13 protein-coding genes are annotated in these 12947 nt (G+C 51.1%); 10 read left to right on the top strand and 3 right to left on the bottom strand.

The features are described from left to right. Positions 1-265 precede the first annotated feature (265 nt). Entirely contained in the window at positions 266-496 is a 231-nt protein-coding gene (locus BZG72_RS13945) for a hypothetical protein (RefSeq protein ID WP_077578297.1), read from the top strand. Between the two features lie 90 nt (positions 497-586). Here BZG72_RS13945 and BZG72_RS13940 read toward each other — a convergent pair whose 3' ends face one another. Then, complete coding sequence (locus BZG72_RS13940; RefSeq protein ID WP_077667062.1) at positions 587-1621, bottom strand: NADP(H)-dependent aldo-keto reductase; 1035 nt, start codon at positions 1619-1621, stop codon at positions 587-589. A 199-nt stretch (positions 1622-1820) separates the two neighbouring features. Here BZG72_RS13940 and BZG72_RS13935 point away from each other — a divergent pair, with 199 nt between their 5' ends. After that, positions 1821-2123, top strand: coding sequence for a DUF6482 family protein (locus BZG72_RS13935; protein WP_046075088.1), 303 nt, complete (start codon positions 1821-1823; stop codon positions 2121-2123). A gap of 44 nt (positions 2124-2167) precedes the next feature. On the opposite strand, the gene mutH is transcribed toward BZG72_RS13935, so the two are convergent. Next, complete coding sequence (mutH, locus tag BZG72_RS13930) at positions 2168-2839, bottom strand: DNA mismatch repair endonuclease MutH (RefSeq protein WP_198531454.1); 672 nt, start codon at positions 2837-2839, stop codon at positions 2168-2170. A gap of 623 nt (positions 2840-3462) precedes the next feature. On the opposite strand from mutH, the gene rppH reads away from it, so the two are divergent. The 5 genes from rppH (at position 3463) to BZG72_RS13905 (ending at position 8795) form a co-directional block, all read left to right on the top strand. Beyond that, entirely contained in the window at positions 3463-3975 is a 513-nt protein-coding gene (gene rppH / locus BZG72_RS13925; RefSeq protein ID WP_046075090.1) for an RNA pyrophosphohydrolase, read from the top strand. A gap of 17 nt (positions 3976-3992) precedes the next feature. Next, on the top strand, positions 3993-6251 hold the full coding sequence (ptsP, locus tag BZG72_RS13920; protein ID WP_077667061.1) for a phosphoenolpyruvate--protein phosphotransferase: 2259 nt from the start codon (positions 3993-3995) through the stop codon (positions 6249-6251). Continuing rightward, on the top strand, positions 6251-7057 hold the full coding sequence (locus BZG72_RS13915; protein WP_369795707.1) for a sulfite exporter TauE/SafE family protein: 807 nt from the start codon (positions 6251-6253) through the stop codon (positions 7055-7057). The genes ptsP and BZG72_RS13915 overlap by 1 nt, the downstream gene beginning before the upstream one ends. Before the next feature lie 12 nt (positions 7058-7069). After that, positions 7070-7867, top strand: coding sequence for a prolipoprotein diacylglyceryl transferase (lgt, locus tag BZG72_RS13910; protein ID WP_077578301.1), 798 nt, complete (start codon positions 7070-7072; stop codon positions 7865-7867). An 88-nt stretch (positions 7868-7955) separates the two neighbouring features. Continuing rightward, on the top strand, positions 7956-8795 hold the full coding sequence (locus BZG72_RS13905; protein WP_077606482.1) for a thymidylate synthase: 840 nt from the start codon (positions 7956-7958) through the stop codon (positions 8793-8795). 109 nt (positions 8796-8904) lie between these two features. On the opposite strand, the gene BZG72_RS13900 is transcribed toward BZG72_RS13905, so the two are convergent. After that, a complete protein-coding gene (locus BZG72_RS13900) occupies positions 8905-10053 on the bottom strand; it encodes a Na/Pi symporter (protein ID WP_046075095.1) in 1149 nt (382 codons plus the stop codon). A 419-nt stretch (positions 10054-10472) separates the two neighbouring features. On the opposite strand from BZG72_RS13900, the gene nhaA reads away from it, so the two are divergent. From nhaA to nhaR, 3 genes are all read left to right on the top strand, one after another. Continuing rightward, positions 10473-11678, top strand: a complete 1206-nt coding sequence (nhaA, locus tag BZG72_RS13895; protein ID WP_077578302.1) for a Na+/H+ antiporter NhaA — start codon at positions 10473-10475, stop codon at positions 11676-11678. Continuing rightward, positions 11647-11922: a hypothetical protein gene (locus tag BZG72_RS13890; protein WP_046075097.1), complete on the top strand. Its 276-nt coding sequence runs from the start codon at positions 11647-11649 to the stop codon at positions 11920-11922. Before nhaA ends, BZG72_RS13890 begins: the two co-directional genes overlap by 32 nt. Positions 11923-11994: 72 nt before the next feature. Continuing rightward, entirely contained in the window at positions 11995-12888 is an 894-nt protein-coding gene (gene nhaR / locus BZG72_RS13885; protein ID WP_046075098.1) for a transcriptional activator NhaR, read from the top strand. Positions 12889-12947: the final 59 nt, after the last annotated feature.

Below are 12947 nucleotides of genomic sequence, written 5' to 3'. Positions count from 1 at the left end.
AATTATAAGTTATTGAATACTATTAGCTCCATTCACGCAGATTCACATGCTCAAGGAGGTTAATGCCATGACTTATTTTCCGATGAAAAAACTCGATGTCATCGTTGCCTCTGCGCGTTACTGTGCCAACCACTTGGCTCAGGATACCCGCTCACGCATCTGACTCTGCGTCCAACTGTAACTGGTCGCAGGTATAACGCGGCCAGTTTGCAGTCCCACTTCGCTTTATGCCTGTGGCCTCCTGTAACCGAAAAGGAGAGCCATCATGACTCAACTATCTTTATTACCCTTAGCCCAAGCGCTGGTGCGTTTGGATATGATTCGTCAGCGTCGCGCGAGCACACACCGTTACCGCTACACAGATGTGGCGTTAAATCGTCACCTACAACGTGATATTGGTATTGCGCCTGACAAACAAGATGCTTTGCCCGTTAGCACACAATTTGCGGCCAAACGTTATCTTGTGACATGGCGACGACGATGGCGGTGGTTATAATGGGCCCCAGGAAGCGGCGTATCGGTTGATACGCCGCCCCATCCTCGAATAAAACACTGCGCGGCAGCCAACTTGGCTGCCGTTTGCGATCTAAGGGCAGGGGTTGGGATAGCGGTTAGCAATCTCATCAATACCGGCAAGCACATCGTCACTCAGCGTCAGATCCAAGCTATCGAGATTACTCTCGAGCTGTTTTAGCGTCGTGGCACCGATGATGTTAGACGCGACAAAAGGACGACTATTCACAAACGCGAGTGCCATTTGTGCAGGATCGAGGCCATGGCGTTGGGCAAGATCGACGTACTCTTGCGTGGCCTTTTGCCCTGACTCGGTAAAGTAGCGCGCGAAGCGTTGGTGCAGTGTACAACGGGCCCCTTTCGGGCGTGCGCCTTGCAAATATTTTCCGCTCAACGCGCCAAACGCGAGCGGCGAGTACGCAAGCAACTCGACCCCTTCATGATGACTGATTTCCGACAGGCCGACTTCAAAGGTGCGGTTAATCAAATTATAAGGGTTCTGAATAGAGACGATACGCGTGAGGCCGTGCTTCTCTGCCAGATGCAAATAGCGCATCACGCCCCAAGGCGTTTCGTTTGAGACACCGATATAACGAATTTTTCCTGCTTGGACAAGCTCATGCAGCGCATCCAGCGTGTCGAGGATGGTGACCCCAGAGTGTTCATCTTGATACGGATAATTGAGCTTACCAAAACAATTATTGTGCCGCTGTGGCCAGTGCACTTGATACAAATCGATATAGTCGGTTTTTAGTCGTGTCAGGCTATCCTCAACGGCTTGATGAATATGGCGTCGGTTAAGCGACATATTGTCACGGATATAGGGGACATTGCGTGGTCCGGCTACCTTGGTGGCGAGGATAACACGATCGCGCTTCCCGGACTTTTCTAACCAGCTGCCGATGTACTGTTCGGTTAAACCTTGTGTGGATTGGCTGGGGGGAACGGGATACATTTCAGCGGTATCAATGAAATTCACGCCCCGCTCAAAGGCAAGATCGAGCTGCGCATGGGCGTCAGCTTCACTATTTTGCTCACCAAATGTCATGGTGCCTAAGCACACTTTACTCACCTCTAGCGAGGAATGGGGCAAACGGTGGTATTGCATCCTTTCTCCTTGTCTGCAATCGACCTATGGCAGTCCATAGTAGAGAATTTTAAAAATGATCGAAAGCGGTTTAGCTGCGGCTTGACAGCTGGTTAAATATTGACCATTACTAAATGGACTGTCCGATGGTATCGGTCTGAGCGCGGTGTTATTGCTAGGCATGATGGACACGAAAAAGTGTAATCTAGAGGAAAGTCAGATGAACTATTCACAGCTTAAAGCCTGGATGCGCGCGGATCCTCGCTCATGTCCACAATGTTATGTGATGGCACACGCAGGCGGCGCAAAATACTCGGTCGAAGTAGAAGTGAAGCATGAATTAGAGCCTTTACGCTCAGACCAAACCGGTGAAGTGATGCAGTTTGATCATGTCGGGCAAGTCGGGGAGAAACTTAAAGCCCTGGGAATTGAAGAGGGCGTATTACGCTTGATGGACCCTTACGATGAGTTTGCCACCGGGGGCGAGCCAAGCTGTCGAGAAGATATGCCAATTCGTTTTTGATGTTTTACCTAAACGCGCGGGATGTCATGCGTGCGGATTGACACTTACTTCGGATCCACAAAGTAACGACGCAAGATTTGGTGGGTGAATTGCGTGCGTAAATAAAAGCCGCGTGGCAAGGTACGGATCGGCTCACCATCGGGGCCGAAAGCGTCGGTCAAGGCCTTGCCGTTGGCTGCTTTGGGTCGTAGTTGGAGAGACTCACCTTGGCGGGCTGTGATCTCCGTCACGCGACCTAGCGCTACCCAATCCATTAACTCCTCCCAATCGGCGCGCAGTCGCGCTTCCTCCTCTTGACTAGGGGACCATAATAATGGTGTGCCAATGCGGCGCTGTGATACCGGTATATCGCGTTCGCCTTCAACGGGGATCCACAAGACGCGTGACAGTTTTTGCCGCACATGGCTATTTTCCCAGCGCACCCCCGCGATCCCAGTGAGCGGCGCCACGCACACAAAGGTGGTTTCCAGCGGCTTACCATCGCCGTTGACCGGAATTGTTTTTAGCTCAATACCTAAATGCGCAAAGTCTTGTTCGGGTTTGCTGCCGGCGTTGGCGCCCAAACAGGCCTCGAGTAACATGCCAATCCAACCTTTCTCTCGCGTGAGTGACGCAGGACAAGGGATCGACAGTGTCTCACTGACTTCGCCAAGGGTCAGACCGGCGAGGGCGAGTGCACGCTCCATCAATACCTGCTCGGATGCGGGGGGCTGTATCACTGTGCTGGGATCCTGCTCGTTACGTTGAGAGCGTGCATTATCAAGAACTGCTGTATTGGCTGCAAGTCGATCCTACCCTTGATGATCCTATCCGTACGCTTGTAGTTATCCACAGATGAAGGATGATTGATAGGATTCCTGACTATCATGATCAAATATACAGTACGTAAAGGAGGGTGAAAATGTGAAAAATCGCGAACTTGCCGTTTTTTTGCGCTATTGGTGTGGATAATTTTCTGATTGGTGGATCTTTAAGCGATCTGTGTGTATTTGACGATCGCTCGATCTTAAAAAGGATCCTTTTGTTGTGGAATGGATTTAATTAACTGATTATTAATGCATTTATTGTTTTTGGGGTCGCTTTTAATTCTATGACGCGATCCTTAATCGTTCGAGAAGTGAACTTTTTCTAGGCTTCTTCACAAATCTATCCACAGAAAGCGTGAATAAATGTGCGCAAACTCTCATTGCTATGTTTATAACTTCCTGTTAGGGGCTAAGTTATCCTCAGATGACGACGAGTGCGCAAAAACAACGCTCAATCCACAATGTTTGTTTACCCTTCACCGCTTTTTGTGAAAAAATCAGGTTCAGTAGAGATTTATCATTGAGGTCGTCCAGTGATTGATGGCGATGGCTATCGTCCCAACGTGGGGATAGTAATTTGTAACGGCCACGGTCAAGTTCTCTGGGCTCGTCGATATGGTCAGCATTCATGGCAGTTTCCACAAGGTGGCATCGATGAGGGGGAAAGCCCTGAACAAGCGATGTACCGGGAATTGTATGAAGAAGTGGGGCTGACTAAAAAAGATGTACGCATCTTGGGGACTAGTCGACATTGGCTACGCTACAAGTTACCCAAACGCCTTGTGCGCTGGGATTCCAAGCCCGTGTGTATCGGGCAAAAGCAAAAGTGGTTTTTGCTCAAACTTGAATGTGACGAGTCACGCGTTAATGTCTCGCGCGGGGGGACACCAGAGTTTGATGGCTGGCGCTGGGTGAGCTATTGGTATCCAGTGCGGCAAGTAGTGGCATTTAAGCGTGAAGTGTATCGGCGTGCGATGAAAGAATTCGCGCCACTTGCGATGCCGTTTAAAGAACGCAAACCTCGGCGTCGACACAAGCGAGGATAAATGTAAGGGGAGATTGGGTGCTCACGCAGTTAAGGAATATTGTGCAAAGTGTGGCGGCGTCTTCAGATCTTGAGCAGGCGTTACACACCTTGGTGCAACAAACTTGCGTGGCGATGCGTACCGAGTGCTGCTCCGTTTATCTTGCCAATGCTGAACACCAACAGTTTGAGCTTATGGCAACACAAGGCCTCGACCCTTGTGCACAAGTGTCGATGGCATTTGGCGAGGGTTTGGTCGGTGTGGTGGGTCAGCGTGCTGAGCCTTTAAATTTGGCGCACGCGCGTAAGCACCCCGCGTTCAAACCCTTCCCCTCCACCGGCGAAGATGCCTTTCAATCCTTTCTTGGCACGCCTATCATTTATCGCAAAAAGGTGTTGGGTGTGCTGGTGGTGCAACAACATCAACCCCGCCAGTTTGATGAGAGCGAAGAGTCCTTTCTCGTGACCTTAGCCGCGCAGTTGGCCGTGGTGTTTGCGCATGCCGATGCCCAAGGTGGCTGGCAGGGAGCGCCGTCTCCCGTGTTGCTAGAGGGAATGCCTGCGTCGCCGGGCATTGGGATCGCACAAGCATGGTGTGATGACTCTCAACCGCGGCTTGAAGAGGTGGCGCCTGCTTGCCACCTAGATACACAAGGTGAACTCGACAGACTGGACGCGGCGATTGACGATGCCAGTACCGAGTTTCGCCGTTTGCGTAAACGCTTTGATAAAGAGCTGCAAAAAGACGCGCTGGCGATTTTTGATTTGTTTGTTCATCTGCTTAACGATCCTATGCTGCGTGAAGACATGACAGTACGGGTCCAACAAGGGGATGCCGCCACTTGGGCGGTGAGACAAACGGTTGAAGCCTTTTCTGCCCGTTTTGCCGCGATGGATGATCCTTACCTAAAAGCCCGAGCGGGCGATGTGAAAGAGTTAGGACAGCGGCTGCTTTACTTTTTAATTGCGCCTGCGGGGAGTCCACCACCGGTTTCGACACCCATTGTGCTGTTGGCGCGAGAGCTAACGGCGGGCATGTTAGCGTCCATTCCTCGCGCGTTGCTCACTGGTGTGGTGGCGGAAGAAGGGGCGGCGAACTCACACGCGGCGATCTTGGCGCGTGCGTTGGGGATCCCGGCGGTGATGGGCGTCAGCTTTTCGCCCGCTAAGCTTCATCAAAAAACCGTGATCCTCGATGGCCACAAAGGGGTGTTGATGATCGAGCCCGCTGAGGCATTGATCAATGAATACCAGCACCTCGTGCAAGAGGAAGCGAGCCTACAGTCTACGTTTGAGACGGCACTCGCGGCACCAGGACATACTCAGGATGGCACGCGTATTGAAGTTCACTTAAACGCCGGCTTGAGCGCCGATAGCCAGATTGCAATCAATCAGGGCGTTGACGGTGTTGGGCTCTTTCGTACGGAAGTGCCGTTTCTGATGCAGCGCCGTTTTCCGTCTGAAGACGAGCAGGTCAAACAATACCGTGCGATTCTTGCCAGTTACCCTGATAAACCTGTGGTGATGCGCACCTTAGATATTGGCGGCGATAAACCATTACCGTATTTAAGTGTTGAAGAGGACAACCCGTTTTTAGGCTGGCGCGGGATCCGTTTTACCCTCGACCACCCGGATATCTTCTTGATTCAAGTTCGCGCCATGTTGCGTGCCAGTATTGGTTTTAACAACCTTAAGCTATTGCTGCCGATGATCTCCGGGCGTAACGAGTTATTGGAAGCCAAGGCGTTGATTAGCCGTGCTTATCAAGAGGTCAGCCAAGAGGCACACCAAGCTGGGCAAAGTATCAATATCCCTTTATTGGGGATCATGGTTGAAGTTCCCTCTATTCTTTATCAGCTCGATAACATTGCGCGCGATGTCGATTTTCTTTCGGTCGGCACCAATGATCTCACTCAATATCTTTTAGCGGTCGATCGCAACAATGCGCGCGTGGCTGATATTTTTGATGCGCTGCACCCCTCGGTATTACACGCATTAGCGTCGATTGCCGCTGTGGGGAGCCGTCATCAGCTTCCGGTTAGTGTGTGTGGAGAGCTAGCCGGCGATCCGGTGGGGGCGTCTTTGCTGGTGGGGTTGGGGTATCACCAGCTCAGTATGAATACCCGCAACGTGGCCAAGATTAAGTATTTGCTAAGCCGTTTACCGCACGCGCATTTAGTCACGCAGGCCAAGCAGATGCTAACCCTGGATCATCCAGACGAGATCCGCGCTGCCACTGAAGCCTTTCTGGCCGCGCAAGGGTTAGAGGCGTTGGTCAAAGTCGGACAGCTGCGATGATAACCAGCTTAACGGCCCTACTTTTTGTAGTGTGTATGCTGCTGGGTGCCTGCGTGGGGACGTTGTCTGGCCTTCTGGGAATTGGTGGCGGGTTGGTCGTCGTGCCTGCGCTGACCTTTCTCCTCCCCGTGTTCGGTATTGCGCCCACTGTGGTGATGCCCATTGCGCTCGCTACCTCGCTCGCGACCATTGTACTGACGTCGAGTGCCTCTGCTTGGCGCCATTTTCGTCTGGGGAATGTTCACCTTGAGGCGGTTAAAGCGCTCGTCCCTGGCATGATGCTGGGCGGCGTCTTGGGGGCAGGGCTTGCGGATCGGCTGCCACACGATTGGTTGCCCCGCCTGTTTGGCGTGATAGTACTCGCTATGGCGCTACAAATGTTGCTCAATCGGCGTCCCTATCGCGCGCGTCCTTTACCGCATTGGCTGCGACTGTCCTTTGCGGGCACGCTGATTGGGACACTTTCTAGCTTAGCGGGGATCGGGGGCGGCTCGTTTACCGTCCCATACCTGCATTGGCGCGGAGTGAGTATGCACCAAGCCATTGGCAGTGCCTCGGCGGGGGGCGCGGTGTTGGCGCTGGGTGGCATGATGAGTTTTATGTGGTTGGGCTGGCGTCAAACGGAACCCTTGCCCGCGCTCAGTGTCGGATATTTGTATTTGCCTGCGTTGCTCGGCGTCGTGTCAACGTCGGTATTGATGACACGGGTCGGTGCTCAACTGGCGGTGAGACTACCCACTGCGCAAATAAAACGTATTTTTGCCGTCTTTCTTGTTATTGTCGGCGCCAGCATGTTGTTGAAATAAAGGATCCCATTCATGGCCGAAGGCTACATTACCTTTCCGTCAATCGACCCCATCTTATTTGAACTTGGTCCGGTAGCCGTGCGTTGGTACGGTTTAATGTATTTACTTGGCTTTGTGTTCGCCTTGTGGCTTGCGAATCATCGTGCGGCCAAACCGAATAGCGGTTGGAGCAAAGAAGAAGTCAGCGATCTCCTTTTTGCTGGCTTTTTGGGCGTCGTGCTCGGGGGACGTATTGGCTATGTCCTATTTTATCAATTTGATGCCTTTATTGCCGATCCGCTGTTTTTATTCAAAGTGTGGACAGGTGGCATGTCCTTCCACGGGGGCTTGCTGGGTGTGATCACCGCCATGGCGTGGTACGCGCGTAAAACTCAGCGTCACTTTTTTACCGTTGCTGACTTTATCGCGCCGCTGGTACCGTTTGGATTGGGCGCAGGTCGTCTAGGGAATTTTATCAATGGTGAACTTTGGGGACGGGTGACTGATGTCCCGTGGGCGATGGTATTCCCAAGTGGTGGCCCTTGGCCGCGGCACCCCTCACAGCTCTATGAGTTTGCGCTAGAAGGTGTCGCCCTGTTTGTGATCCTCAACCTCTACATCAAAAAGCCACGCCCGATGGGCGCAGTATCAGGGCTTTTCTTGGCTGGCTACGGGACGTTCCGCTTTATTGTGGAATATTTCCGTGAGCCAGATGCGCACCTAGGCTTGTTTGCCGGCATTTTCAGTATGGGACAACTGTTGTCATTACCCATGATTATTGCGGGGGCAGTGATGATCGGATGGGCGTACCAGCGTCAATCCGCCAAGTGACCGAATAGCGCTAATCGGTTATAGTAAGTAAACCATCAAGGCACCTCAGCGGTGCCTTTTGTTCGTTTGGCCAATGATAGGAAACACTATGAAGCAGTATCAGGCTTTGATGCAGGATATTCTCGATAATGGGACGGATAGAGGCGATCGCACGGGCGTGGGAACACGGTCAGTGTTTGGTCGGCAACTGCGGTTTGACCTTGCCGCTGGCTTTCCGCTACTCACCACCAAAAAACTCTACACGCGTGCCATTATCCATGAGCTTTTGTGGTTCCTTAACGGCGATACGAACGTTCACTATTTACAAGAAAATAAGGTGCGTATCTGGGATGAGTGGGCGACTGAAACCGGCGATCTTGGCCCCGTTTATGGCGCGCAGTGGCGCTCTTGGGCGTGTCCTGATGGCTCGACCGTGGATCAAATCGAACAACTGATCGCGCAAATTAAAACGAAACCTAATTCACGTCGTCATATCATTACCGCTTGGAATCCTGCTGATTTACCTGATGAGTCGATAAGCCCAACCGAGAACGCCGAACAAGGCAAGATGGCCTTGGCGCCTTGCCATTGCTTGTTCCAGTTCTACGTGGCTGATGGCAAGCTTTCATGCCAGCTTTATCAGCGCAGCGCCGATTACTTCTTGGGTGTGCCGTTTAACATTGCCAGCTATGCGCTTTTCACTCATATGATTGCGCAACAATGCGATTTAGCGGTGGGCGATTTTGTCCATACCTTTGGAGACGTGCACCTTTATCATAATCATTTAACCGACGAGATTGTTTACGAGCAACTAAAACGTGAACCGCGTGCACTACCTCGCTTGGTGATCAAACGTAAACCGGCGTCTATTTTTGATTATCAAATTGATGACTTTGAGATTGAAGGGTACGAGCCGCACCCAACGATTAAAGCACCGATAGCCATTTAGTGACGTCTCATCGATATCGCGACATCTTTATCTGACTTACTTTGGTGTCTCCAATAAAAAACCACCGCACGGGCGGTGGTTTTTTGCGCTTGGGCGGGAGGTCAACCCATCACTGTGACAACAGCACAATGCTTCCTGGAACAATCACAAAGACGAGGCCGATGTAAGCCAGTACCGCCGCTTTTGATTTGGCTGCCAATTGGCCTAACCAGTCGGCCCCTTTGAGCGGCAATTCACGCAAGAACGGAATACCGAAAATCAGCGTCGTCGCCAAGATGTTGAAGCTTAAGTGCACCAACGCGATTTGTAGGGCAAAGACCGCGAATTCACCGGTAACCGCCGTGGCGGCGAGTAGGGCGGTAATACAAGTCCCAATGTTGGCGCCTAAGGTGAAGGGGTAGATGTCACGGACTTTTAGCACCCCTGAGCCGACTAGCGGCACCATTAAGCTGGTGGTTGTCGATGAAGACTGCACCAAAACAGTGACCACAGAGCCTGAGAAAATACCGTGCAGTGGACCACGACCAATCGCGTTCTTCAGCATGTCTTTGGCACGACCGACCATCAGCTTTTTCATCACTTTGCCCATGATGGTAATCGCAATCACGATGGCAGCAATCCCCATGACAATCATGATAGCGCCACCAATGTTACCAGGCAGGGCGGCTTCAAGCGGTGATTGCACCGCGTTAACCACGGGTTTTGTCAGCGGTTTAACAAAGTTCAAACCTTTAATGCTCATGTCACTGGCTTGCGTCAGCGGTGAAACCAACCACTCGGAAATCTTGTTCAGCAAACCGAACGCCATCTCTAATGGCAGGAAGATAGCAACGGCAAAAAGGTTGAAGAAATCATGGACGGTGGCGCAACTAAATGCGCGACTAAACTCCACTTTACAGCGGGCATGCCCAAGGCTCACGATCGTGTTAGTGACCGAGGTGCCTACGTTTGCCCCCATGACCATTGGAATCGCGGCTTCAACGGGGAGGCCACCTGCGACTAAGCCAACTATAATAGAGGTGACTGTGCTTGACGATTGGATCAATGCGGTAGCAACAATACCAATCATTAAGCCAGCTACGGGATGAGAAGCGAACGCGAAGAGCGTCTTTGCTTCGTCGCCGACGGCCCATTTAAAGCCGCTTCCTACCATGGCAACGGCCACCAGTAGGAGGTAAAGCATGACGGCAAGCTTGGTCCAACGGAACCAATTTGAGGAGCTCTGGGTTGCCTCTACCGCTGTAGCATGGGGAGTCATAAGATATCTCCGTGACAGTTCGATGTCAGTTTAGTGTCAAAGCAAAAATCTGCGGCGATAGTAAGAAGGTAATATTTCAGAAATATGACACAAATACTGCAGTGGTTTGAAAATCCGATCTGGACGAGGTTATCAGTGGAATTCGCGCCAGTTAGCTTGCTGATTTTAAGTATTATTTGTGCCCGTTCGGTGCCGTAAAAAAATCCGTGGAAAAAATGTAACAGGGAGGCGCGCGTTGACACTATGCTAGACACAGGGCGGTTAGCAAGGATAAAAAAGATTAGACTGCGAATAAATCAATGGTAAGTTAGTTTTGATATCGGTTTTTCCGATGTTTACTATCAGAACAAACGATTTTTCTAAAAGTGGTCTGGCTGACTAGACTACGGAAATCCACTTTTTTTGTATGGAGTGCTTAAATGACTGATGTCATTCGTCAGTTTCTGAAAATGGAATCCGCAGGAGGTATTGTGCTGATTATTGCGGCGGTATTGGCGATGTTCGTAGCGAACTCGGATCTACAGCCTTTATATGACAGCACCCTTCATACCTATATAGCCGGTTTATCGGTTGGTCATTGGATCAACGATGGCTTGATGGTGATTTTTTTCCTGCTGATTGGTTTGGAAGTGAAGCGTGAGTTGGTGCAAGGTGCCTTAAACTCGAAAGACAAAGCGACCTTCCCGGCGGTCGCCGCCATTGGTGGGATGCTCGCCCCCGCATTGGTCTATTTAGCCTTTAACTGGGGTGACCCTCTCGCGGTATCGGGGTGGGCGATCCCGGCCGCGACCGATATTGCCTTTGCCCTCGGTGTCTTGGCATTGCTGGGTAATCGTGTACCGTTGGCGCTAAAGGTCTTCTTGCTCGCACTGGCGATTATTGACGATCTTGGGGTCATAGTGATCATCGCGCTATTTTACAGCAGTGATCTGTCAGTGGTTGCGTTAGCCAGTGCGTTTGCTGCTACCTTAGTCTTGGTGGCGATGAACATGCGCAAGGTCACCAGTATCACCGCGTATGTGGTGGTCGGTTTGGTGCTGTGGTTCAGTGTTTTACAGTCAGGTGTTCACGCGACCCTCGCCGGTGTCGTGCTTGGCTTTGCCATCCCACTGAAAGGTAAAACGGATGATGACCCATCACCGTTGAAAAAAATGGAGCACGCCCTCCATCCTTATGTGTCGTATTTGATCCTGCCTATCTTCGCCTTTGCGAATGCCGGGGTGTCTTTGGATGGCGTCTCTTTGGCAAACTTAACCGAAATGTTGCCGTTAGGTATTGCATTGGGTCTGCTGATTGGTAAGCCTTTGGGTATCTTTAGCTTTAGCTGGGCAGCGGTGAAACTCGGCATTGCCAAATTACCAGCACGTGTGAATTTCACCCACATCTTCGCGGTGTCAGTGCTTTGTGGTATTGGTTTTACCATGTCTATTTTTATCTCGTCACTGGCCTTTGTCGGTGTGAATGGCGAGTTCGTCACACTCTCTCGTCTGGGGATCTTGATAGGATCAACCTTGGCCGCGGTGATTGGTTATGCGGTCTTGCACTTTGCATTGCCCCCAGCCAGCGCGCTTGCTGATGAACGAGGAGACGAGTATGAAGAAGGCGACACTAGCATTGATTACTAGCCTGGTTGCCGTCTCTGGCTCTGCCATGGCGGCGAACCAGGAGATGTACTGCCACGGAGAAAAGGATAACAGCGACGTGTGCCAAGCCTACTTAGCGGGCGTGGCAGATGGAAAAGCGATGACGGCCTCATTAAACGACAAAGATAAAGCCGAAAATGGGTCGAGCTTTTCAGAGCGTGCGTTAGAGCATCGTGCTGGAGAGCGGGTGAGAAAGCCGCTCGATAAAGATGATGTGAAAGACTAAAACGAGCATGAAACTTGAAGGCGCCAGAGGGGCAGCGTAAGCTGCTCGTCTGGCGTTTTTTTATCAATCAGCATGGCTCACCTAAACTACAACCACCTCTATTATTTCTGGATGGTCTGCAAGCAAGGTTCAATCACCCAAGGGGCGGACAAACTTTGTTTAACACCACAAACAGTGACAGGGCAAATCCGAGCGCTGGAACAGCGCTTAAATGGCAAGCTTACTAAACGCAATGGCCGTTATGTTGAGCCCACCGAACTGGGTCAGCTCGTTTTTCAATATGCGGACCGTATGTTTGGCTTGAGTTATGAGATGCTGGATATTGTTAACTATAGCCAACAAGAAAACATCTTATTTGATGTAGGGGTGGCTGATGCCTTATCTAAGCGTTTGATCAGTCAAATCTTGCTTCATGCTATCCCGAACGATAATGCCATCCACCTACGTTGCTTTGAATCGACGCACGAGATGCTACTCGAACAGCTCTCTCAGCATAAATTGGATATGATCTTGTCCGACTGCCCAGTCGATTCCACGCAACAGGCGGGGTTATTTAGCGTCAAGCTTGGTGAGAGTAGCATGAGTTTGTATTCCTCTAATCCCGCAGAGCCCCCCGATGTGCCGCTACCTATCCGTCTTGCCACGCAAAAAATATTGATGCCGAGCAAAGCGACCGCTATGGGACGAAAACTCACACAGTGGTTTGATCAACAAGGCATCGTGCCCAACATACTGGGTGAGTTTGATGACTCTGCACTGATGAAAGCATTTGGCATTAGTCATCAGGCGTTATTCATTGCGCCCACCACCTATGCCGAGGAAGTGACGCGCCTCGGGCAAGCCGTACAAATTGTCGAGTTGAGTGCGGTCAAAGAAGAGTACTATGTGATATTCGCCGAGCGAATGATCCAGCATCCGGCGGTCAAGCGGATTTGTGAGGCAGATTACAGCCGCTTATTTGTTTAGTTACAGATTGGCATAAAGATCGTGCTAGACTCGTGGCAATGAGTATTAATGAGTGATGG

Origin of the sequence: Salinivibrio sp. PR6 (genome assembly GCF_001995955.1) — a bacterium.
Taxonomy (GTDB): Bacteria; Pseudomonadota; Gammaproteobacteria; order Enterobacterales; family Vibrionaceae; genus Salinivibrio; species Salinivibrio siamensis.
Note: the sequence above shows the minus strand (reverse complement) of the source record. Positions and strands in the feature narration are given on the sequence as shown.

Coding starts and splice junctions, on each gene's coding strand:
- BZG72_RS13945 (WP_077578297.1), top strand. CDS start 266: ATGACTCAACTATCTTTATTACCCTTAGCCCAAGCGCTGGTGCGTTTG.
- BZG72_RS13940 (WP_077667062.1), bottom strand. CDS start 1,621: ATGCAATACCACCGTTTGCCCCATTCCTCGCTAGAGGTGAGTAAAGTG.
- BZG72_RS13935 (WP_046075088.1), top strand. CDS start 1,821: ATGAACTATTCACAGCTTAAAGCCTGGATGCGCGCGGATCCTCGCTCA.
- lgt (WP_077578301.1), top strand. CDS start 7,070: ATGGCCGAAGGCTACATTACCTTTCCGTCAATCGACCCCATCTTATTT.
- BZG72_RS13905 (WP_077606482.1), top strand. CDS start 7,956: ATGAAGCAGTATCAGGCTTTGATGCAGGATATTCTCGATAATGGGACG.
- BZG72_RS13900 (WP_046075095.1), bottom strand. CDS start 10,053: ATGACTCCCCATGCTACAGCGGTAGAGGCAACCCAGAGCTCCTCAAAT.
- nhaA (WP_077578302.1), top strand. CDS start 10,473: ATGACTGATGTCATTCGTCAGTTTCTGAAAATGGAATCCGCAGGAGGT.
- BZG72_RS13890 (WP_046075097.1), top strand. CDS start 11,647: ATGAAGAAGGCGACACTAGCATTGATTACTAGCCTGGTTGCCGTCTCT.
- nhaR (WP_046075098.1), top strand. CDS start 11,995: ATGGCTCACCTAAACTACAACCACCTCTATTATTTCTGGATGGTCTGC.